17 protein-coding genes are annotated in these 19,325 nt (G+C 68.2%); 1 reads left to right on the forward strand and 16 read right to left on the reverse strand.

Annotation, left to right across the window (positions count from 1 at the left end):
* Positions 1–339: 339 nt before the first annotated feature.
* From AC3WUT_RS16315 to scpC, 15 genes are all read right to left on the reverse strand, one after another.
* Positions 340–1,290: a tetratricopeptide repeat protein gene (locus AC3WUT_RS16315; RefSeq protein ID WP_492348129.1), complete on the reverse strand. Its 951-nt coding sequence runs from the start codon at positions 1,288–1,290 to the stop codon at positions 340–342.
* A gap of 132 nt (positions 1,291–1,422) precedes the next feature.
* Entirely contained in the window at positions 1,423–2,319 is an 897-nt protein-coding gene (locus AC3WUT_RS16320) for a beta-keto acid cleavage family enzyme (protein WP_492348130.1), read from the reverse strand.
* 47 nt (positions 2,320–2,366) lie between these two features.
* The gene (locus tag AC3WUT_RS16325) at positions 2,367–2,852 is read right to left on the reverse strand and encodes a thioesterase family protein (protein WP_492348131.1); all 486 of its coding nucleotides are present in this window, start codon (positions 2,850–2,852) and stop codon (positions 2,367–2,369) included.
* Positions 2,849–4,015 carry an acyl-CoA dehydrogenase family protein gene (locus AC3WUT_RS16330; protein WP_492348132.1) on the reverse strand — a complete coding sequence of 389 codons (1,167 nt, stop codon included), beginning with the start codon at positions 4,013–4,015 and terminating at the stop codon, positions 2,849–2,851. The genes AC3WUT_RS16325 and AC3WUT_RS16330 overlap by 4 nt, the downstream gene beginning before the upstream one ends.
* Complete coding sequence (locus AC3WUT_RS16335; protein WP_492348133.1) at positions 4,012–6,009, reverse strand: acetyl/propionyl/methylcrotonyl-CoA carboxylase subunit alpha; 1,998 nt, start codon at positions 6,007–6,009, stop codon at positions 4,012–4,014. Before AC3WUT_RS16335 ends, AC3WUT_RS16330 begins: the two co-directional genes overlap by 4 nt.
* On the reverse strand, positions 6,009–6,824 hold the full coding sequence (locus AC3WUT_RS16340) for an enoyl-CoA hydratase/isomerase family protein (protein WP_492348134.1): 816 nt from the start codon (positions 6,822–6,824) through the stop codon (positions 6,009–6,011). Before AC3WUT_RS16340 ends, AC3WUT_RS16335 begins: the two co-directional genes overlap by 1 nt.
* Positions 6,825–6,834: 10 nt before the next feature.
* Positions 6,835–8,013: an acyl-CoA dehydrogenase family protein gene (locus AC3WUT_RS16345; protein ID WP_492348135.1), complete on the reverse strand. Its 1,179-nt coding sequence runs from the start codon at positions 8,011–8,013 to the stop codon at positions 6,835–6,837.
* A gap of 79 nt (positions 8,014–8,092) precedes the next feature.
* Positions 8,093–9,706, reverse strand: a complete 1,614-nt coding sequence (locus tag AC3WUT_RS16350) for an acyl-CoA carboxylase subunit beta (protein ID WP_492348136.1) — start codon at positions 9,704–9,706, stop codon at positions 8,093–8,095.
* Positions 9,703–10,659, reverse strand: a complete 957-nt coding sequence (locus AC3WUT_RS16355; RefSeq protein ID WP_492348137.1) for an SDR family oxidoreductase — start codon at positions 10,657–10,659, stop codon at positions 9,703–9,705. The genes AC3WUT_RS16350 and AC3WUT_RS16355 overlap by 4 nt, the downstream gene beginning before the upstream one ends.
* A complete protein-coding gene (locus tag AC3WUT_RS16360; RefSeq protein ID WP_492348138.1) occupies positions 10,656–11,384 on the reverse strand; it encodes a TetR/AcrR family transcriptional regulator in 729 nt (242 codons plus the stop codon). Before AC3WUT_RS16360 ends, AC3WUT_RS16355 begins: the two co-directional genes overlap by 4 nt.
* A gap of 62 nt (positions 11,385–11,446) precedes the next feature.
* Entirely contained in the window at positions 11,447–11,971 is a 525-nt protein-coding gene (locus tag AC3WUT_RS16365; protein WP_492348139.1) for a 3'-5' exonuclease, read from the reverse strand.
* Between the two features lie 129 nt (positions 11,972–12,100).
* Entirely contained in the window at positions 12,101–13,093 is a 993-nt protein-coding gene (locus AC3WUT_RS16370; RefSeq protein WP_492348140.1) for a tripartite tricarboxylate transporter substrate-binding protein, read from the reverse strand.
* 100 nt (positions 13,094–13,193) lie between these two features.
* Complete coding sequence (locus AC3WUT_RS16375; protein ID WP_492348141.1) at positions 13,194–14,612, reverse strand: phospholipase D-like domain-containing protein; 1,419 nt, start codon at positions 14,610–14,612, stop codon at positions 13,194–13,196.
* A 100-nt stretch (positions 14,613–14,712) separates the two neighbouring features.
* Positions 14,713–15,639 (reverse strand): bestrophin family protein, encoded by a 927-nt coding sequence (locus AC3WUT_RS16380; protein WP_492348142.1) that lies wholly within the window; start codon positions 15,637–15,639, stop codon positions 14,713–14,715.
* Positions 15,640–15,703: 64 nt separating this feature from the next.
* On the reverse strand, positions 15,704–17,218 hold the full coding sequence (gene scpC / locus AC3WUT_RS16385; protein ID WP_492348143.1) for a succinyl-CoA:acetate CoA-transferase ScpC: 1,515 nt from the start codon (positions 17,216–17,218) through the stop codon (positions 15,704–15,706).
* A 264-nt stretch (positions 17,219–17,482) separates the two neighbouring features.
* Here scpC and AC3WUT_RS16390 point away from each other — a divergent pair, with 264 nt between their 5' ends.
* Positions 17,483–18,082 carry a lipocalin family protein gene (locus AC3WUT_RS16390; protein WP_492348144.1) on the forward strand — a complete coding sequence of 200 codons (600 nt, stop codon included), beginning with the start codon at positions 17,483–17,485 and terminating at the stop codon, positions 18,080–18,082.
* A gap of 66 nt (positions 18,083–18,148) precedes the next feature.
* On the opposite strand, the gene AC3WUT_RS16395 is transcribed toward AC3WUT_RS16390, so the two are convergent.
* Positions 18,149–19,312 carry an ABC transporter substrate-binding protein gene (locus AC3WUT_RS16395; RefSeq protein ID WP_492348145.1) on the reverse strand — a complete coding sequence of 388 codons (1,164 nt, stop codon included), beginning with the start codon at positions 19,310–19,312 and terminating at the stop codon, positions 18,149–18,151.
* Positions 19,313–19,325: the final 13 nt, after the last annotated feature.

Below are 19,325 nucleotides of genomic sequence, written 5' to 3' on the forward strand. Positions count from 1 at the left end.
AGTTTAGCGGGGACCCCCCTGGCGCGAGCAGCGCAGGGAACCACGAAGTGGCCCTGACTTCGGGTCGCCTTTCTTTGGGGTACTTTGCTTTGGCGAAGCAAAGAAAAGTGCCTCGGCCGCCGGGACGAACCCCCGGCCTCCGCCCTTCAACAAAGAGCAGAAGGCACCGAGCGAAGCGGCAACAAAGAACCCACAACAGGTGGACAAGGCAAATCAGCCATTCCCGCAACAAACCCAAAAGCTGGCTTCAAAAACAAAAAGCCGGGCAAGCCCGGCTCTTTCAACCCGCGACCGGCGATGCAAACCACATCGCCAGCCAGCGTCGGCGATGCCCCTGCATCACCAGTTGTTGTCGTCCGACGACGACCCACCCCCACTGTCCCACGAGTCGCTGCCGCCACTGCCGGCATCAAACGAGCCATAGTCTGGCGGGTTGTCGATCGGGCTGTAGCCGCCGCCACTGCCCAGGTTGCTGCCACCACCGCCACCGCCCGAGTCGCGGTTGCCGCGGTCCTCGTTGCCGTGCTCCAGCACCTTGGCCAGCCCGTAACCGGCCGCGGCGCCGGCCAGGCCGCCAAGCACCACGCCACCGATGCCGGGGCCGCTGCTGGGCGGGGCACCGTAGCCGGGTTGGCCGTAGCCTGCCTGGCCGTAGCCGGGTTGGGCCACGGGGCCGCGACCGAAGGCGGTGTCAGCCGCCATGCCCGGGGCCGGGCTGGGCGAGGGCAGCACGCGGGTGGCCAGCTTCCAGACCACGAACAGCACACCGCCCGCGATCAGGATGTAGCCCCAGGGAAACGAGGAACCCGGGTTGGCCGGGGCCGGCGCACTCTGGCTCACCACGGCCGGGGTGTTGTGGGTCGGGGCCGGCTTGGCGGCCGGGCTGCCCAGCGAGGCGCCAGGGGCGTTTGACGACAGCGAATCGGTCTTGGGGATCTTGGCGAGCAGGTCGTTGAAGCGCTGCGGGCTGGAGGCGAACTTCAGCGAGGGGTCCAGGCGCTGGGCCTCTTGCAGGGCAGCGCGGGCCTCGATGTTGCGGCCTTCGCGGGCCAGCACCTCACCGAGTTCGTACTGGGCCTTGGCGCTTTGAGGCTTTTCCTTGATCACCTCGCGCAGCAGGGTTTCGGCCTGCCGGTACTCGCCGGCGTTCACGGCCTGTTCGATGTCCTTGGGGGTGGGCAAGGCCCAGGCGAAGGACGCCGCCAGGGCCAGCGCCAAGCCGGCCAGCAGGCGCCGCCCGTGGGCGCCGGTGCGGCTCGCGGCAGAGGGTTCAAGGGCAGTCAGCATCATGTTCAAGAGCTCCTTCAAGCGGCTGGCAGCGCGTTCTGTGCGTGTTGCCCAAAATTGGGCTGCCGGCTTCAAAACGCCATATGGTGCCACCTGGCTGACAAACAAGGCCTCGAAAAGCCCTTCAAGGTTGAATCAATTTGATACAGCGAGCGGCGCCGTGGCGCTCAGGCCCAGCATCTGGCGGGCTTCGGCTGGCGTGGCCACCTCGCGCCCGGCGTCGCGGGCGTAGCGGGCCAGTTGCTCGATCAGCGGTCCGTTGGACTGCACCTTCTCGCCGGTGGGCAGGTAAAAGGTGTCTTCCAGCCCGCTGCGCAGGTGGCCACCCAGCTCGGCGGTACGGCGGTGCACCGGCCAGATCTCGGCGCGGCCGATCACGGTGCTCTGCCACTGGGCGCCGGGCAACTTGAGCTTGAGCAGGATGGGCAGCAGATCGGGGTCGGCGGGCATGCCCGACTCCACGCCCATGACAAAGTTGTACTCGGGCAGGCCACTGTACATGCCGGTCTGCACATACATCTCGACGCAGCGCACGATGCCCACGTCAAAGCACTCGAACTCGGGCAGGGTGCCGGTTTCGCGCATCACGTCCAGAAAATCCTGCACCTTGGCCGGGGGGTTGTCGAACATCATCGGCGGCCAGGCCCACTGGCCGTTGCTGCGCACCTTCAGGTAATTGAGCGAGCCGGCATTGCAGGCCGCCATCTCGGGGCGGGTGGCGCGCAGGCAGTCCAGCGGGCCCTGGTAGTCGGGGCCGACCACGCCGGTGGTCTGGTTGATGATCAGGCCTGGGCAGGCCTCGCGCATGGCTTCGGTGCAGGCCAGCGCCACGGCCGGATCCCAGCTGGGCAGGTGCCCTTTGCCCGGGCTTTGCTGGCGAAAGTGCACATGCACCACCGAGGCCCCGGCGTCGTAGGCGCGGCGCGCCTCGGCCGCGAGTTCGGCGGGGGTCACGGGCACATGGTGCTGGCCGGGGTCGGTCAGCACGCCGGTGATGGAGCAGGTGATGATGGCCTTGTCGCTGGGGGTCATGGAAGTCTCCTGAGGTGACGCCGGCACGGCGAGGCCATGCCGTCGGGTTATGAAACGATGTAGGCGGCCGTGCCGGTCGACATCAAGGTGCCGTCGGGGCCGCGGAACTCCATGCGGGTCGAAGCCACCCGTGAGCCCAGGCGCAGCACCTCGGCATGCAGGGTGAAGAATTCGCCAATGGCCGGGCGCAGGTAGTCGATGCGCAGGTCGATGGTGCCCAGCTTGGAAAAGCGCTTGAGCCTTTCCAGAGGCGGCTCGTCCATGTGGCGTGCGCCGATGGCCGCCATCACGGCCAGGCCGGCCAGGGCGTCCAGGCCCGACGCGATCACGCCGCCGTGCAGCCGGTTGTAGCTGAAGTGGCCGATCAGCTCGTGCTTCATGTCGATGCGCGCGGTCACGTTGTCGGGCTTGAGCGAGGTGATCTTCAGGCCGAGCACGGTGTTGAAGACGATCATCTCCTCGAAGATCTTCTTCAGGCCGGTTTCAAACTCGGGCTCGAAGGCCAGGGGCAGGGGGGCTGGGTGTTTGCTCATAAGCCCCATTGTCGTGCGGCCAGGTCTTTCATGATTTCCTCGGCGCCGCCCCCGATCATCATCACCTTGACCTCGCGGTAGATCCGTTCGCTGACCGTGCCGCGCATGAAGCCCATGCCGCCGAGGATCTGCACCGCCTGGTCGGCACAGAACTGCATGGTCTGGGTGCTGTGGTTCTTCAGCAGGCAGACCTGGGCCACCCAGTCGGGGCCCGTGTCACCTGCGTCGGCGCGGGCCGCCACCTGCTCCAGCCAGGCCGCGGTCGAGTGGATGCGCATCTGCATGTCGACCAGCTTGTGCCGGATCACCTGGCGTTCGACCAGGGCGGCGCCAAAAGTCTTGCGCTGGCGCGCCCAGGCCAGGGCCTCGTCGTAGCAGGCCTGGCTGAAGCCCAGTGCCGCGGCCGACATGCCGAAGCGCTCGGCATTGAAGTTGCCCATGATGATGCGAAAGCCGGCCCCTTCTTCGCCCAGCAGGTGGCTGGCGGGCACGCGCACGCCGTCGAAGTGCAGCTGCGCCGTGTCGGAGCACAGCCAGCCCATCTTCTGCAGGGGCTGGCGCGTCAGGCCGGCGCTGGCGCCGGGCACCACGATCATCGAGAGGCCCCCTGCACCCTTGCTGCCGGGCTCGCCGGTGCGCACCGCCAGCGTGATCCAGTCGGCCCGCAGGCCCGAGGTGATGAAGGTCTTCTCGCCATCGATCACATAGTGGTCGCCCTCGCGCCGCGCCGTGGTGCGCAGGGCGGCCACATCCGAGCCGCCGCCGGGCTCGGTGATGGCCAGCGCCGCGATCTGCTCGCCGCGCAGCACCGGCGGGATCACCTGCTCGCGCAGGGCCTCGCTGCCGTGGTTCAGGATGGGGGGCAGGCCGATGTTGTGCGACAGCAGGCTGGCCAGCACGCCACCGCTGCCGCCGTGGCGGCACAGCGCCTGCCACAGCGACAGGCGCAGCGCGTAAGGGGCCGGGGTGCCGCCATAGGCCTCAGGGTAGCCCAGGCCCAGCAGGCCCAACTCGCCAGCGCGCTGGTACAGGCTGCGCGGGAACTCGCCTGCCGCGTCCCAGTCGCCCACGTGCGGGGCAATTTCGTGGCGGGCAAAGCGGGCCACCAGATCGCTCAGCGCAGTCCGGTCGGCCTGCAGGGTGTCGTCGGTGCGTTCACTCATGGCTGGGCCTCCTGGGCTGGGGTGTGGAGCGGTTCCAGGCGAAGCAGGCACTGGCCGGGCCCCACCTGCTGGCCTGGGCTCACCAGCAACTCGGCCACCCGGGCCGGGCCGGCCGCGGCCAGGTTGTGCTCCAGCTTCATTGACTCGATCACCACCAGCGCGTCGCCTGCGGCCAGCACCTGGCCCACTTCGGCCGCGATGCGGATCACCCGGCCATTGAAGGGCGCGCGCAACGCCAGGGCCTGGGCTCCGCCGGGCCCCCGCCCGGGGGGCTCGAACGAGGCATCGTCCAGCCACAGGTCTGCGCCGGCCACCTGCACATGCCAGCGCCGGGCATCGAGGGCCACGCCCTGCACGCTCAGGTGGCGGCCTTGCAGGCTCAGCAGCCAGCCGCCACCGGGCCGCGTCTGCAAGCCGATCTGCAGCGGGGTGGCCTCGCCCTGCCGGGCCTGGGCCTGGCCGGCGCCGGTTTCGCGTACCTGCCAGTCGTGCAGCCGTTCGCGATGGCGCACGCGCAAGGGGCGTTCCAGCGCGCAGGCCAGTGGGCTGTGCAGCCCTTGCCGCCCCCACAGCAGCAGTGGCCAAGCACCGTTCAGGTGCGCGGCCTCCTGGGTGCTCAACTGGGCGCGCAACTCATCACCGTGCTCAGCCAGGAAGGGGATCAGGGCCTGACCGGCGCGGAACTCCGGGTGGTCCAGGCAGGCAGCCAGAAAGGCCCGGTTGCTGGGCAGCCCCAGCAGCACGGTGGCGGCCAGGCCCTGGCGCAGGCGGGCGATGGCCTGATCCCGGGTGGGCGCATGGGCGATCAGCTTGCCCAGCATCGCGTCGTAGTGGGGGCTGACCTCGGTGCCCACTTCAAGCGCATGGTCGAAGCGCAGCCCGCCCCGGGCGTCGGGGTTCTGGAAATGCAGCACGCCCGGCGGTTCGACAAAGCCCAGCACGCGGCCGGTGTGGGGGCGGAAGTGCTCGTCTTCGGCGCACAGGCGCACCTCGATGGCATGGCCCTCGAAGCGGATCTGCGCCTGTTGCAGCGGCAGGGGCTCGCCCCGGGCCACACGCAACTGCCACTCGACCAGGTCCAGCCCGGTCAGGGCCTCGGTCACCGGGTGTTCGACCTGCAGCCGGGTGTTCATCTCCATGAGGTAGAAGTCGTCACCGTCGAGCAAGAACTCCACCGTGCCGGCGCCCACGTAGCCAGCCGCCCGGGCCAGCGCCACGGCGCACTCGCCCATGCGCTGGCGCAAGCCGGGGCCCACGGCGGGGCTGGGGGCTTCTTCGATGATCTTCTGGTGGCGCCGTTGCACCGAGCAGTCGCGTTCGCCCAGGTGCACGGCGTGGCCGTGGCGGTCGGCAAACACCTGCACTTCGACGTGGCGGGGCCGCAGCAGCGCCCGTTCGATCAGCAGGCCACCATCGCCAAAGCCGGCCAGGGCCTCGCTGTGGGCGCTGGCCAGTGCGGCGGCCAGTTGCGCCGGGGCGCTCACCAGGCGCATGCCGCGTCCGCCGCCGCCGGCCACGGCCTTCACCATGAGGGGGTAGCCGATGTGTTCGGCCTCGGCGGCAAAGCGCTCGGGGCGCTGGTCTTCACCGGCATACCCAGGCAGACAGGGCACGCCATGGGCCTGGGCCAGGGCCTTGGCACCGGCCTTGCTGCCCAGTGCCCGGATGGCTTCGGGGGGCGGGCCGATCCAGTGCAGACCCGCATCGCGCACGGCCTGGGCAAAGTCGGCGTTCTCGCTCAGAAAGCCATAGCCCGGGTGCAGCGCGTCGGCACCGGTGGCGCGGGCGGCCTCCAAAAGCCGTTCTACCCGAAGGTAGCTGTCGGCCGAGCTGGCGCCCCCCAGGGCAAAGGCCTGGTCGGCCTCACGCACGTGCAAGGCCTGGGCGTCGGGTTCGGAGAACACGGCCACCGTCTCCAGGCCCAGGGCCCGGGCGGTGCGGATGATCCGGCGGGCGATCTCGCCCCGGTTGGCGATCAGCAGTCGTTTGAACATCAGGCCCTCGTACTTCCATCTGGGGCGCGCCAGGGCGCGGGTTGCTTGCGGGCAAAGGCCTGCAGGCCGGCGGCCGCCTCGGGGCCGCGCAAGGCACTGGCGAAGGCCTGGGCGGCCTGGTCCAGCCAGGCCGGCAAGGGCGGCTGCCCGGCTTGCAGCAAGGCCTTGGTGGCCGCCACCGCGCCCGGGGCGGCGGCACTCAGGGCCAGCAGGCGGGCCGCCAGGCCGGCTTCCAGGTCAGTCACCACCTCGGTCACCAGGCCGTCGGCCAGGGCCTGGGCGGCCGAGTGGCGCTCGCCGCCGAGCAGCCAACGGCGGGCCCGGGCGTCGCCCAGCCGGCGCAGCACAAAGGGGGCGATCTGGGCCGGCACGATGCCCAAGGTCACCTCGGGGGCGGCCAGCACGGCGCCCGGTGTGGCCAGCACCCAGTCGGCGCAGCACACCAGGCCCAGGCCGCCGCCCATGGCGGGGCCGTCCACGGCGGCCAGCAGGGTCTGGGGCAGGGCGCACAGCGCCTCCAGCAACTGCCCGAACTCGCGGTTCATGGGCACCAGCGGGTCGGGCTGGCCGGGGGCCAGAGCCTGGCCCAGGCTGCTGGCAAAGCCGCCCAGGCTGCCGCCAGCGCAGAAGCTGCCGCCAGCGCCGCGCAGCACCACGGCGCGAAGGGGGGTGTCTTGCGCGGCCCGGGCGCACGCTTGCAACAGGGCTTGCACCAGTTCGGCCGTCAGCGCGTTGCGGCTGGCCGGGTCGTTCAGCACCCAGTGTTCCACCCAGCCCGGGCCCAGGGGCTGGCGGTCGATCAGCAAGTGGGACATGGCGGGTGCCTCAGCTGCGTGCACGCTTGGCGATGCCCATGACCTTGGCCAGGATGCCCAGCATCACCTCGTCGGCGCCGCCCCCGATCGAACCGAGTCGGCCGTCGCGGTACAGCCGCGACACCTTGTTTTCCCAGGTGAAGCCCATGCCGCCCCAGAACTGCAGGCAGCCATCGGGGATGCTGCGGTTCAGCCGGCCCGCCTTGAGCTTGGCCATGCTGGCCAGCTCGGTCACGTCCTGGCCTTGCACGTACAGCTCGCAGGCGCGGTAGGTGAGGGCGCGCAGGCACTCCAGCTCGGTCTTCATCTCGGCCAGCTTGAACTGCACCCATTGCTGGTCGGCCAGGGTGGCGCCGAACATCTTGCGCTCCTGGGCCCATTCGATGGTGGCTTGCAGGCAGTTCTCCAGCGATTGCAGGCAACTGGCGGCCGCCCACAGGCGCTCTTCCTGGAACTGCTGCATCTGGTAGATGAAGCCCTGGCCCTCCACGCCGATCAGGTTGCGTTGTGGCACCCGCACCTCGTCGAAGTAGATCAGGCCGGTGTCACTGCTGTTCATGCCGATCTTCTTGATCTTGCGCGCCACCTCGATGCCGCGGGTGAGGCGGCCGTTGCGGCCTTCGCGCATGGGCACCATGATCAGGCTCTTGTTTTTGTGCATCGGGCCTTCGCCGGTGTTGACCAGCATGCACATCCAGTCGGCCTGCAGGCTGTTGGTGATCCACATCTTCTGGCCGCTGATGAGGTAGTCGTCGCCATCCTTGCGCGCCACGCTCTTGATGCCGGCCACGTCGCTGCCGGCGCCGGGCTCGGACACGCCGATGCAGCCCACCACATCGCCTGCGATGGCCGGGGCCAGGAATTCGCGTCGCAGGGCGTCGCTGCCGAAGCGCGCCAGCGCGGGGGTGCACATGTCGGTCTGCACGCCGATGGCCATGGGCACGCCGCCGCAGTCGATGTGGCCCAGGGTCTCGGTCATGGCCAGGCCGTAGCTGTAGTCCAGGCCGGCGCCGCCATAGGCCTCGGGCTTGGTCAGGCCCAGCAGACCGAGCTGGCCCATCTTCTTGAACACCTCGTGGGCCGGGAAGATCTCGGCTTCTTCCCATTCGTCCACATGGGGGTTGATCTCGGTGTCGATGAAGCGCTTGAGCGTCTTCTGGATTTCGCGGTGCTCATGGGTGAATTGCATGGGGTGTCTCCGTTTTTGTCGTTCATGAGAGGGGCGCGGCGGGCCTGGGGTGGCATGGGGTGGCCGTGGGGGGATGGGCTTACATGCGGGCCACCCCGAACTGCATCGGCCGCACGGGGCGGGTTTCGGCCTCGGCGCACAGGGCCAGGCACTGGGCCAGCACGGCGCGGCTGTCGCGCGGGTCGATCACGCCGTCGTCCAACAGCAGGGCGCTGGTGTGGAACACATCGGCCTGGGCCTCGAACATGGCCACGATCTGCTCGAACTGGGTCTGGGCCTGCTGCGGGTCGGGGGTCTGGCCTTTGCGCGCCAGGGCCGCCTCGGTCACGATCTGCATGGTGCGGGCCGCCTGCTCGCCACCCATCACCGCGGTGCGGGCCTGCGGCCAGGTGAACAGAAAGCGGGGTGCATAGCCGCGCCCGCACATGCCGTAATTGCCGGCGCCAAAGCTGGCGCCGCATTGCAGCGTGATCTGAGGCACTGTGGCGTTGGTCACGGCCTGGATCATCTTGCTGCCGTGCTTGATCATGCCGCCTTGCTCGCTGTCCTTGCCCACCATGTAGCCCGTGGTGTTCTGCAGGTAGACGATGGGGTGGCCCAGCTGGCACATCCACTGGATGAAGTGCGTGGCCTTGTTGGCACCGGCCACGTCGATGGGCCCGTTGTTGCTGATGAAGCCCAGTGGCCTGCCCTCGATGCGGGCCTGGGCGCACACCGTGGCGGCGCCGTACAGGGGTTTGAATTCGAGCAGGTCGGAGCCATCGGCCAGGCGGGCCATCACCTCGCGCATGTCCACGGGCTGGCGCAGGTCGTCCGAGATCAGGCTCAGCAGGTCGTCGGCTGGGTACAGCGGCGGCGGGGCGCTGGGGTCGACGGGGGCGGGGGCCCAGGCTATCCCGGCCAGCACCTCGCGCGCCAGGGCCAGCGCGTGGCGGTCGTCCTCGGCCAGGTACTCGCCCAGGCCCGAGGTGCTGCAGTGCATCTCAGCCCCCCCGAGCTCTTCTTCGGTGGCGATCTCGCCGGTGGCGGCCTTGAGCAGGGGCGGCCCGGCCAGAAAGGCCCGTGAGCGGGCGCGCACCATGATCACCACGTCACTGAGGCCGGGCATGTAGGCCCCGCCAGCAGTGCCCGAGCCGTGCTGCACAGTGATCACCGGGATGCCGGCCGCCGACAGGCGCGCCAGGTTGCGAAACAGGCTGCCGCCATGCACAAAGCCTTCCACGCGGTAGCGCATCAGGTTGGCGCCGGCGCTTTCCACCAGGTGCACAAAGGGCAACCGGTTCTGCAGGGCGATCTCCTGCACGCGCAGGATTTTTTCCAGGCCCATGGGCTGGATGGCGCCGGCCTCGATGCCGGAGTCGCTCGCCACCACCATGCAGCGCACGCCGGACACCTGGCCGATGCCGGCGATCATGCCGCCACCGGGCACCGAACGGGCCGGGTCTTTCACGTCGTGCAGGTAGCCTGCCAACGAGGCCAGCGGCAGCCAGGCGCTGCCCGGGTCGAGCAGCAGGGCCACGCGTTCGCGTGGCAGCAACTGGCCGCGTTTTTCGAACACCGGGCGCGAGCGGGCCGAGGCGGCGGCCGCCCGGTCTTCCAGCGCGCGCAGCGCGGCCAGCCGGGCCAGCACGGCCTCCCGGCGTTGCTGGGCGGCCGGGGCCTGGGGGTTCCAGCGGGTTTCGTACCGGCTCATGGCTGTGGCTCCTGCTGGGTGGTGGGGGCGGTTGAGGGCGGGGGCGCTGCGAACACGCGCGGCACCTGGGCCCGGTGAAAGCCATCAAAGGGGTGCACGGCGGCGCGGTCGCGCTGGGCCGGCGTGGGCACTGCCATGGGCCAGCCCAGGCGGGTCTGGGGCCGGGCACCGTCGACCCGCAGCGTGCTGCCGCTGATGAAGCTGGCGGCCGGGCTGAGCAAAAAGACGATGGCGGCCGAGACCTCGGCCTCGTTGCCGAAGCGGCCCAGGGGCACGGTCTGGCGCATGGCGCGCAGGTGCTCGGCGGCCTCGGGCGGGTAGTGGTCCATGCCGCTGGAGGCGATGTAGCCCGGGGCCACGGCGTTCACGCGCACGCCGTCGGCGGCCCATTCGAGCGCGGCGGTCTCGGTCAGGCTGACCATGCCGGCGCGCGCGGCGCCACTGTGGCCCATGCCCGGCATCGAGCCCCAGATGTCGGCCACGATGTTGACGATGGCCCCCCCATGAGCGGCCATGTGCTGGCGGTAGCACTCGCGCGCCACCAGGAAGCCACCGGTGAGGTTGGTGTTGACCACCGCCTCCCAGCCTTTGGCCGAGATGGCCGCCAGCGGGGTCATGTACTGGCCGCCGGCGTTGTTGACCAGGCCGTCCAGGCGTCCGTGGCGGCTCAGCACCCGCTGCACCATGGCCACCACCGCGTCCTCTTGGCGGATATCGCACAGCTCGGTGCTGGCCTGGCCCCCGTCGGCCTCGATCTCGGCCTGCACGGTGGCCAGTTTGGCGGCTTGGCGCCCCAGCAGCACGACCTGGGCGCCCAGGCGGGCCAGTTCGTGGGCGGTGCAGCGCCCGATGCCCGAGCCGCCGCCGGTCACCAGGATCACCTGGTCCTGAAACAGTCCGGGCGCGAAGGCCGAACGGTAGTGCGGGCCGGGGGGTGGGGTGGGGGTGTTCATGGCGTCTCCCGGGTGAACAGGGCCAGGGCCTGATCGGTGAGCTGGTCCAGGCTCATGCCGCGTTGCGGGTCGAACCACTGCACCGACCAGTTGAGGGCCCCGAAGATGAAGAGGCGCGCCACGGCCGGCTCGGCCTGCAGCGCCCCCTGGTCGGCCAGGGCCTGCAGCACGGGCATCCAGAGGTTTTCGTAGTCGTCCTTGACGCGGGCGATGCTCTTGCGCTGAGCCGGGCTCAGCGAGCGCCACTCGTACAGCATCACTGGAATGAAGTCGCTGTGGGGGCCCAGCAGGATCTCGAAGTGGTGGCGCACCAGCACGCGCAGGCGTTCGCGCGGCGGGGCGCTGGGCGGCAGCAGGGCCAGGGCGTTCTTCTGGCTGTGCAGGGCCAGCACCATGCCCTCGTCCATCACGGCATGCAGCAAGGCGCTCTTGCTTTCGAAATGGTAGAAGGGCGAGCCGCTGTGCATGCCCGCCGCGGCCGCGATGTCTCGGGTGCTGGTGGCATCGAAGCCCTGGCTGCGGAACAGGCGTGCTGCGCCCTCGATGAGGGCGCGACGGCGGTTGCCGTCGTCCAGCTCGTCCACGGTCTTGCGCGGGCGGCCGCGCGGCCGCCGGGCTTCGGCGACCTCGGCCGCAGGGGTGTCAACCAGCGGGGCGGCGGGTGCCGGTGCGGTGGCTTTGGGGGGGGCTTTCGAGGGGGCGCGTCGGCGTGCAGGGGCTTCCATGCACGGCACGATAACAAAACCTTTTATTTATAGCAAGCAGTTGCTTTGTGAAAATAAATGGATCAAAGGCGGGGCTGTTGGCTCAGTTGCCGCACGGTCTCTTGCAGCACGCGGGCATCGGCGCTGGCCCGGTGGCGCTGCAGCTGCAGGCGTTGGGCCACTTGAAGGCGCGTGGTGTCCCAATGGGCCAGGCGGGCCTCGTCCAGCAGCACGAAAAGGTTGTCCAGCCGAAAGCTGGGCAGCAGGTCGGCCGCTTCATAGAGGCGGCCCAGCCAGCTGTAATCGTGGGCCCAGCCATCGGTGTAGACCGTCAGGCCGCGCAGGCGCCGGTTGAGCAGTTCGGCCAGGTCGCGGCACGATCGGCCATGGCGCTGCAAGGCCTCCTGCGTGATGTGATGTACCTGCTCGGCGGCAGGGTCCCAGTGCAGCCAGTCCGGCTCGGGGCGGACCAGGCTGCACCAGGCCTCACCATCGGGCAGCACAAAGCCAACCTCGATGGGGTAGCTGCCGCGTCCGAATCCGGAAGCTTCGATATCGATCACTGCGGGGGCCAGGGTGGCCTCCTCCAGCGTGGCGTCTGCGTGCATGCCGCGCTCCTCCCTTTGTTGGTGTGACGGGCCGCCGCAGCGGCCCTGCTCGGGGGTTAGCAACTTTGAGGCCTGCCGGCTGGGGGCATGAGGTGGTCGCGCAGGGCGGGGCGTGGGTGGGGCTGCTGGTCAGGGTTGGAAGCCTGATTTGCGCACCACCGGCGCCCACTGGGCGGCATAGGCCGTGAGCATGCGACGCGTCTGCTCGGCGCTGCTGCTGACGGGCTCCATGTCGGCCGCGGCAAAGCGGGCCTGCAGCTCTTTCTGGGCCATGGCGGCGGTGACGGCCGCGCCGATGCGCTGGGCCCGTGCGGCTGGCAGGTTGGCCGGCGCGTAGAGCACATTCCAGCCCAGTGCCGACAGCTTGAGCCCCACATCGCGGAAGGTGGGCACGTTAGGCAGGGAGGCCGCCCGTTCGTCGCTCGACACGGCCAGGATGCGCAGCTTGCCGGTCTTGTGCAGGGGCTCCAGCGCGTCCAGCGTGTCCACGGCCACAGGCACATGGCCTCCCATCAGGTCGTTGAGCAAAGGGGCCGAGCCGCGGTAGCCGACGATGGGCAGGCTCAGGCCGAGTTGTTCGCCCAGCATCAGGGCAAAGAAATGGGGCAGGCTGCCGGTGGCTGGCACGCCGGCCGCTACCTTGTCCTGGTTGGCTGTCATCCAGGCGCGCAAGTGGGCGAACTCGCGCACTGGCACGCCTGCGCCCACGGCCAGGCCGAAGGAATAACGGGTGATCTGGGCCACCGGGCGGTAGTCCTTGTCGGGGTCGTAGCCCACGTCCTTGAACACCAGCGGGGCCACCAGCATGGTGGCGGGGTTGGCCAGCAACAGCTGATTCTGGCCCGAGCTGTCGCGCCACAGCTGTTGGGCTGCCAGGCGGCCACCGGCACCGACGTGGTTCTCGACGATCACGGGCACGCCCAGGCGCGGGGCCAGGGCGTCGCCCAGCAGCCGGGCGGCACGGTCGGACGTACCGCCAGCCGGGTAGGGCACGACGATCTTGAGGGGGCCGCCTTCGAGCGGCGCTTCGGCGCGGGCGGGGCCGATCAGGCTGGCGGCACCCAGCAGGCTCAGCGCTTGCAGGGTCTGACGGCGGTCTAGGTCTGGACGGGGCTTGTGCATAAAGGCTCCAGGATTTCAGTGCAGCCAAGAATGTAAGCGCATGTCACCCGTCTTCCGGGCCGGGATAACCAGTCCCTGCAGCACCCGCTCAAGCCTTGCACTAGAGCTCGAAGCCCATCCACAGCAGCATGCCTTCCAGCAGGTCGCGCACCAGGCCCGGTGGCTGGGCCCGGTAGGGCCGAGCCCCCTGGCGTTCGCGTTCGAACCAGGCGGCAAAGCGCTGCACGTCGTGGGCGGACTGAAAGGCCACCATCAGCTCGTAGTTGAGGAACAGGCTGCGGCTGTCCAGGTTGGCCGAGCCGGCCAGTGCCAGTTGGTCGTCGACCACGGCCAGCTTGGCATGCAGCATGCCCGGTAACAGCCAGACCTGACCGCCGGCCTGCACCAGGGCCCGCAGCGCCCGGGCCCGGGCCAGGTCCGACAGTCGGTGGTTGGATCGAGCCGGCAGCAGCAGTTCGACCTGGACCCCCCGACGTGCCGCCAGGCACAGGGCATTGAGCAGGGCCGGGTCGGGCACGAAGTAGGGGGTGACCAGGCACAGCCGGCGGCTGGCCCGGTAGGCCGCCGTGAGCAACATGGCGTAGACCGTGTCGTCGGCCTGGTCGGGGCCCGAGGCCACCCACTGGGCCTGACCGGTGGGCGCACTGGGGTTGTCCCCCCGAGGGTGGCTTGGACTGGGCGGCGCGCGGCGACCGCTGGCAAAGGCCCAGTCGTGTTCGAACTGCCAATGGGCCAGCGCCACCAGCGGGCCTTGCAGGTCAAAGCTCAGGTCGCGCCAGGGTGGCTGATGGGCCTCTCCCTCGAAATACTCGGCCGCCAGATTGCGACCGCCGCACCACAGGCGGGCCTGTGGCCCGCCGGCGTCGGCCACCACCAGCTTGCGGTGGTTGCGCAGATTGATGCGGCCCTTGAGGGGCGAGTGCAGCGGCGGAACGAACAAGACCAGTTGCCCGCCGGCCCGGGTGAAGCGGCTGAGTCGAGGGCGTCCGGCCATCAGGCTGCCCAGGCCGTCGAGCAGCAGGCGCACGCGTACACCCGCCACCGCCTTGGCGCACAGGGCATCGATCAGGGGGCTGCCCAGGGCGTCGTCCTTGAGGATGAAGGTGGCGATGTCCAGGCTGTGGCGGGCGCCTTCGATGACCTGCAACAAGGCTTGCCGGGCCTCGTGCCCGTCGGCGTGCACCTGGAGGCTGTGGTAGCCCGCAGGGCCGGCCTGGCCCAGGGCGAGCAGGGTGTCGCAGGCCCAGTGCGCCGGGGTGTCGCTGCTCGGCGGGGCATCGCCTGCCGTTGGGTTCTTGGGCGCCGGCGTGGGGCGCTGGCGCTTGCGGGAGCCAAAGGTCAGGTAGGCCGGCAAGGCCACGTAGGGCATCAGCAGGATGAAGAACACCCAGGCGATGGCGGCCGTGGGGTGGCGGCGCTGGCGCATCACATGCGAGGTGACCACATAGATCAGCACCGACACCACCGTGACCAGGCCGTGCAGGGTCAGCCAGTCGAAGGGGGTGAGAACGAAGAGCATGAAAGGGGCCCAGGGTTGCGGCGCATTCTAGGCGCGGCCTGCGGCGGGGCACTGCGTTATCACAACTGCTTGCGTTTGGCGGGTCGCCTTGCGGGGTTTTCTACAACAGGCAGTAGTCGACCGGTTGCAGTGGAGGCGGCAGATCGGACTCGCCCAAGGCCTCGCGCAGGTGGATCTCGATGTGGCGGCACAGGGCGTCCAGCGGCAGGTCATTGGCCAGCAGGCCGAAGGGCTCTTCGATCTCGTCGCCCAGGGCGTCCAGGCCGAAAAAGGTGTAGGCCACGATGGCTACCACCACCGGGGTCATGAAGCCCAGGGTGTCCACCAGGCCGAAGGGCAGCAGAAAGCAGTAGGCATAGGCCGTGCGGTGCAGCAGCAGGGTGTAAGAAAAGGGCACGGGAGTGTTCTTGATGCGTTCGCACGAGGCTGCGGCCGAGGTCATGGCCGACAGGGTGGCGTCGATGTGCACCAGTTCGTTGGGCCCCAGCAGGCCGGCGCGGCGGCAGGCGGCCAGGTCGGCGCCCATGCGCATCATCAGGGCCTGCGGCTTGTTGCTGCTGGGCGCCACGGCCGTCCATTCTTCGGCGGTGACCAGGGCTTGCAGTTCGCGCGGGTCGCCCCCGTTGCGCAGCAGCAGGCGCAAGGCATGGCAGAAGGCTGCGGCGCGCAGCACCATGATGCGTCTCAGGTCGGGCTGCCCGGCGGGCGGCGCGTCGATCAGGTGCAGGCACTGACGCGCCAGGTTGCGGCTGCGCAGCACCAGTTCGCCCCACAGCTTGCGGGCTTCCCAGTAGCGGTCGTAGGCGGCGGTGTTGCGAAAACCCAGGAAAATGGCCAGCGGCAGGCCGATCAGTGAAAACGGAATCGCTGTGAGCGTGACCTTGGTGTGGAACAGGGCCCCATGGGTCACGGTGACCACCGTGGCCAGCAGGATGTTGAAGGCCAGCACGCGGAAGATGCGCGGCATGATTGAGCCGCGCATCAGCAAGAAGAGCTTGAGGCCGTTGGGCCGGTCGCGGACGATCATGCGGGCCACCCGCCGGGCTGGTGGCCCGGCTGGATGATGTGCGGCACCCAGGGCTGTGTCATCGTCACATTTTGCCTGTTTCGAGGAAGCGGCTGTGCCAGCTCAGGGCCTCGTTGAGCAGGTGCGGTGTGTGCAGGCCGGACGAACTCTTGGCTGCGCGGTCCAGGTAGTCCTGCAACTGGGGCCTGAAGCTGGGGTGGGCACAGCGTTCGACGATCAGTTTGGCTCGTTCCGTGGGCGCCAGGCCACGCAGGTCAGCCAGACCCTGTTCGGTGACGATGATCTCGACGTCGTGCTCGGTGTGGTCCACGTGCGACACCATGGGCACGATGCACGAGATGGCACCGTCCTTGGCCACCGAGGGCGTGACGAAAAAGGACAGGTAGGCGTTGCGGGCAAAGTCGCCCGAGCCGCCGATGCCGTTCATGATGCTCGAGCCCATGATGTGGGTGGAGTTGACGTTGCCGTACAGGTCGGCCTCGATCATCGCGTTCATGGCGATCACGCCCATGCGCCGCACCAGCTCGGGGTGGTTGCTGATCTCTTGCGGGCGCAGCACGATGCGTTCTCGGTAGAAATCGATGTTCTGGTTGAAGTCTTCGGTGGCCTGGGGGCTCAGCGACAGGGCGGTGGCCGAGGCAAAGCTCAGCTTGCCTGAGCGCACCATGTCGAGCATGCCATCCTGCAGCACCTCGGTGTAGGCGGTCATGTTCTCGAACGGGCCCTTGTTGAGCCCGGCCAGCACGGCGTTGGCGATGTTGCCCACGCCCGACTGCAGCGGCAACAGGTTGTCCGGCAGGCGGCCTTGCTTCACCTCGTGCTTCAGAAAGTCGATGATGTGCGCGGCAATCTGTTCCGAGACCGCATCGGGCGCTGCAAACACCGAGTTGCGGTCGGATTGGCGGGTGCGCACGACGGCGATCACCTTGGATGGGTCGCAGCGCAGATAGGGTTCGCCAATGCGGTCACTGGGGTGGGTCAGCGGAATGGGCTTGCGGTTGGGGGGCAACTGGGTGCCGTAATAGACGTCGTGCATGCCTTCCAGTCCGGCGCTTTGCAGTTCGTTGACCTCAAGGATGATCTTGTCGGCCTGGTCCAGCCAGGTCTTGTTGTTGCCCACCGAAGAGGAGGGGATCAGGCGGCCGTCGGGCAGAATGCCCGCCACCTCGACCACGGCCACATCCAGGTGGCCCAGGAAGCCGAACCAGGCCATCTGGGCCACGTGGGACAGGTGCATGTCGATGTAACGCACCTGGCCGTTGTTGATCAGCTTGCGCAGGGTGGGGTCCGACTGGTAGGGCAGGCGTTTTTCGATGCCATTGACCTTGGCCAGTGCGCCGTCCAGTTCAGGCGCGGTGGAGGCGCCAGTCCACAGGCCGATGCGGGCCTCGGTGTGGCCTGCCGCATGGCAGGCCGCCAGGCGTTCGGCCAGTGCCTGGGGCACGGCCTTGGGGTAACCAGCGCCGGTGAACCCGCTCATGCCCACGTTGGCGCCCAGGGGAATCAGGGCGGCGGCTTCTTCGGCGCTCATCACCTTGGACAGAAGTTCGGGGCTGCGGATGCGATCAGTCGGGCTCATGCGGTCAGGTCTCCAGTCGGTTTGCTGGCGTCTGGGATTGCGCCAGAAGCGCGGGAGTCTAGCAGGCAGAAACTTACAAATTAGTAGAAACCCTTGCTATTTCCTGAACAACATTTGACCAAATGTGCTTTGTCGAAAAAACGGATTAAGAGAACAAAGGATTAAATTTTGATGAAAATAATGAATCTTAAGATTGTTTTGTCGTCGGACAGCGCAGTCTCAACTTGATTTTTCAGTGGTGATGCATCAACAAAAAAGGTTTCCATGTCACAGTCCTTGAAGCCGTTCCGATTGACTTGGCGTCGTCGCCTGACCCCCTGGCTCCTGGTCAGCGCGGGCTGGGCGAGCGTGTTGGCAACAGGTGCCCACGCGGCGGAGCCCGCCGCGCTGCAGTCGATCGAACGGCTGGATCTGCCGCGTTATCTGGGCACCTGGTACGAGGTGGCCAAGTTTCCGAACCGGTTCCAGAAACAATGTGTGGCCGACACCCGTGCCGACTACCAGAGCAACCCTGATGGGACGGTGCGCGTGGTCAACCAATGTCGCCTGGCCGACGGCCGTGTCGACAAGGCCATGGGGCAGGCCCGCCAGATCGGCCCGGCCGACTCGCCCCGCTTGCAGGTGCGTTTTGCGCCGGCCTGGTTGTCCTTCATTCCGGCGGTGTGGGGGGATTACTGGGTGATCGACCTCGACGAGGCTTACCAGTTGGCGGCCGTGAGTGAACCGCGCCGAGAATACCTGTGGGTGTTGTCGCGCACCCCCAGCGTACCGGCGCCCGTCTATGAAGCCTTGCTCAAGCGCCTGGCGGCACAGGGCCTGGAGGTGGGGCGCCTGGAGCGCTCCCCGCAGGGCGCTGCGCCCTGAGAGCCTGTTCAATGTCTGCGCGACCCGAGAGAGGCTTTGAACAGGCGCAGAGCGCCCCGGCCTAGCTCAAGGCTTCACGTAGTCCGAAACCACCTTCCAGCGCCCGTCCTGGATCTGCGAGAGCCGGCTGAGGGTGTTGCCCAGGCGTTTTTGCGGGCCAAAACTGGCCTCAGGGCTGCCGAAGATGTCGGGCGGGATGACCATGGTGTCCATGGCCTTGATGAAGCTGTCGGTGCTCAGGTTGGGGCCGGCTTTCTGGGCCGCACGGATGAACGCGTCGATCGCGTTGTAGCCATAGACCGAGAACACGGTGGGGTCTTCGTTGAACTTGGTCTTGTATTTGTTGGCCCAGAAACGGATCGGCTGCGCGGCTTCGTCCAGGTAAGGGTGCTGCACCGTCATGGTGGCGTACAGCCCATCCATGGGTTTGCCGCCCAGTTTGTGGATCAGGTCGGTGTAGGCGGCGCTTGAGCCCAGGAAGGTGGGGTTGAAGCCGATCTTGCGCGATTCGCCAATGGCGCCGATGGTCTCGCGGATGATGGTGCCCAGCACCACGAAGTCGCAGTTGGCGGCCTTGAGCTTGGCCACCTGCGACGAAAAATCGGTGGCGCCACGCTTGTACGAGGTTTTTTCTGCGAAGTCGGTGCCCATGGCCTTGAGGGCTGCCTCACCCCCGCGCAGCACCTCCAGGCCGAACTCGTCGTCCTGGTACAAGGCACACACCTTCTTGGCCTGCTTTTCCTTGATCAACTGCGGTGCGGCCAGCCGGATCTGGTCGTAATAAGTGGCGGCGAATGAGTACTTGAGCCGATGGAAGGGCTCGTACATCTCTCGCGCGGCGGTGACCGGGAAGAAGTTGATCACGTTCTTGTCAAACTGCACCGGCATGGCCGCCAGGTTCTGGGCCGTGCCGATGTGCGCCACCATGGCAAAGATCTTGTCCTGATTGACGAGTTTCTGGGCCGCCAGCACCGCCTTCTTGGGGTCGTAGCCCGAGTCTTCGACCAGCAGCTTGATCTTGCGGCCGTTCACGCCGCCTTGCTCGTTGATTTCGTCCACCCGCAGCATCATGCCCAGGCGGTCTTGCTTGCCGAAACCGGCCAGCGGACCGGACAGGTCTTGAATCGATCCAAGCACGATGGTGTCCTTGCTCACCCCCTGGCTTTGGGCCAGGGCGGCGGTGGCGCTGAGGGTGAGCACGGCGAAGGCCGGGGCGAAACGTCTCTTCATGCGGGTCTCCTTT

This window comes from Curvibacter sp. EU05-FHT14A10, assembly GCF_058791075.1.

Coding starts and splice junctions, on each gene's coding strand:
- AC3WUT_RS16335 (WP_492348133.1), bottom strand. CDS start 6,009: ATGTTCAAACGACTGCTGATCGCCAACCGGGGCGAGATCGCCCGCCGG.
- AC3WUT_RS16360 (WP_492348138.1), bottom strand. CDS start 11,384: ATGGAAGCCCCTGCACGCCGACGCGCCCCCTCGAAAGCCCCCCCCAAA.
- AC3WUT_RS16350 (WP_492348136.1), bottom strand. CDS start 9,706: ATGAGCCGGTACGAAACCCGCTGGAACCCCCAGGCCCCGGCCGCCCAG.
- AC3WUT_RS16370 (WP_492348140.1), bottom strand. CDS start 13,093: ATGCACAAGCCCCGTCCAGACCTAGACCGCCGTCAGACCCTGCAAGCG.
- AC3WUT_RS16345 (WP_492348135.1), bottom strand. CDS start 8,013: ATGCAATTCACCCATGAGCACCGCGAAATCCAGAAGACGCTCAAGCGC.
- AC3WUT_RS16365 (WP_492348139.1), bottom strand. CDS start 11,971: ATGCACGCAGACGCCACGCTGGAGGAGGCCACCCTGGCCCCCGCAGTG.
- AC3WUT_RS16315 (WP_492348129.1), bottom strand. CDS start 1,290: ATGATGCTGACTGCCCTTGAACCCTCTGCCGCGAGCCGCACCGGCGCC.
- AC3WUT_RS16320 (WP_492348130.1), bottom strand. CDS start 2,319: ATGACCCCCAGCGACAAGGCCATCATCACCTGCTCCATCACCGGCGTG.
- AC3WUT_RS16325 (WP_492348131.1), bottom strand. CDS start 2,852: ATGAGCAAACACCCAGCCCCCCTGCCCCTGGCCTTCGAGCCCGAGTTT.
- AC3WUT_RS16340 (WP_492348134.1), bottom strand. CDS start 6,824: ATGTCCCACTTGCTGATCGACCGCCAGCCCCTGGGCCCGGGCTGGGTG.
- scpC (WP_492348143.1), bottom strand. CDS start 17,218: ATGAGCCCGACTGATCGCATCCGCAGCCCCGAACTTCTGTCCAAGGTG.
- AC3WUT_RS16390 (WP_492348144.1), top strand. CDS start 17,483: ATGTCACAGTCCTTGAAGCCGTTCCGATTGACTTGGCGTCGTCGCCTG.
- AC3WUT_RS16330 (WP_492348132.1), bottom strand. CDS start 4,015: ATGAGTGAACGCACCGACGACACCCTGCAGGCCGACCGGACTGCGCTG.
- AC3WUT_RS16395 (WP_492348145.1), bottom strand. CDS start 19,312: ATGAAGAGACGTTTCGCCCCGGCCTTCGCCGTGCTCACCCTCAGCGCC.
- AC3WUT_RS16375 (WP_492348141.1), bottom strand. CDS start 14,612: ATGCTCTTCGTTCTCACCCCCTTCGACTGGCTGACCCTGCACGGCCTG.
- AC3WUT_RS16380 (WP_492348142.1), bottom strand. CDS start 15,639: ATGATCGTCCGCGACCGGCCCAACGGCCTCAAGCTCTTCTTGCTGATG.
- AC3WUT_RS16355 (WP_492348137.1), bottom strand. CDS start 10,659: ATGAACACCCCCACCCCACCCCCCGGCCCGCACTACCGTTCGGCCTTC.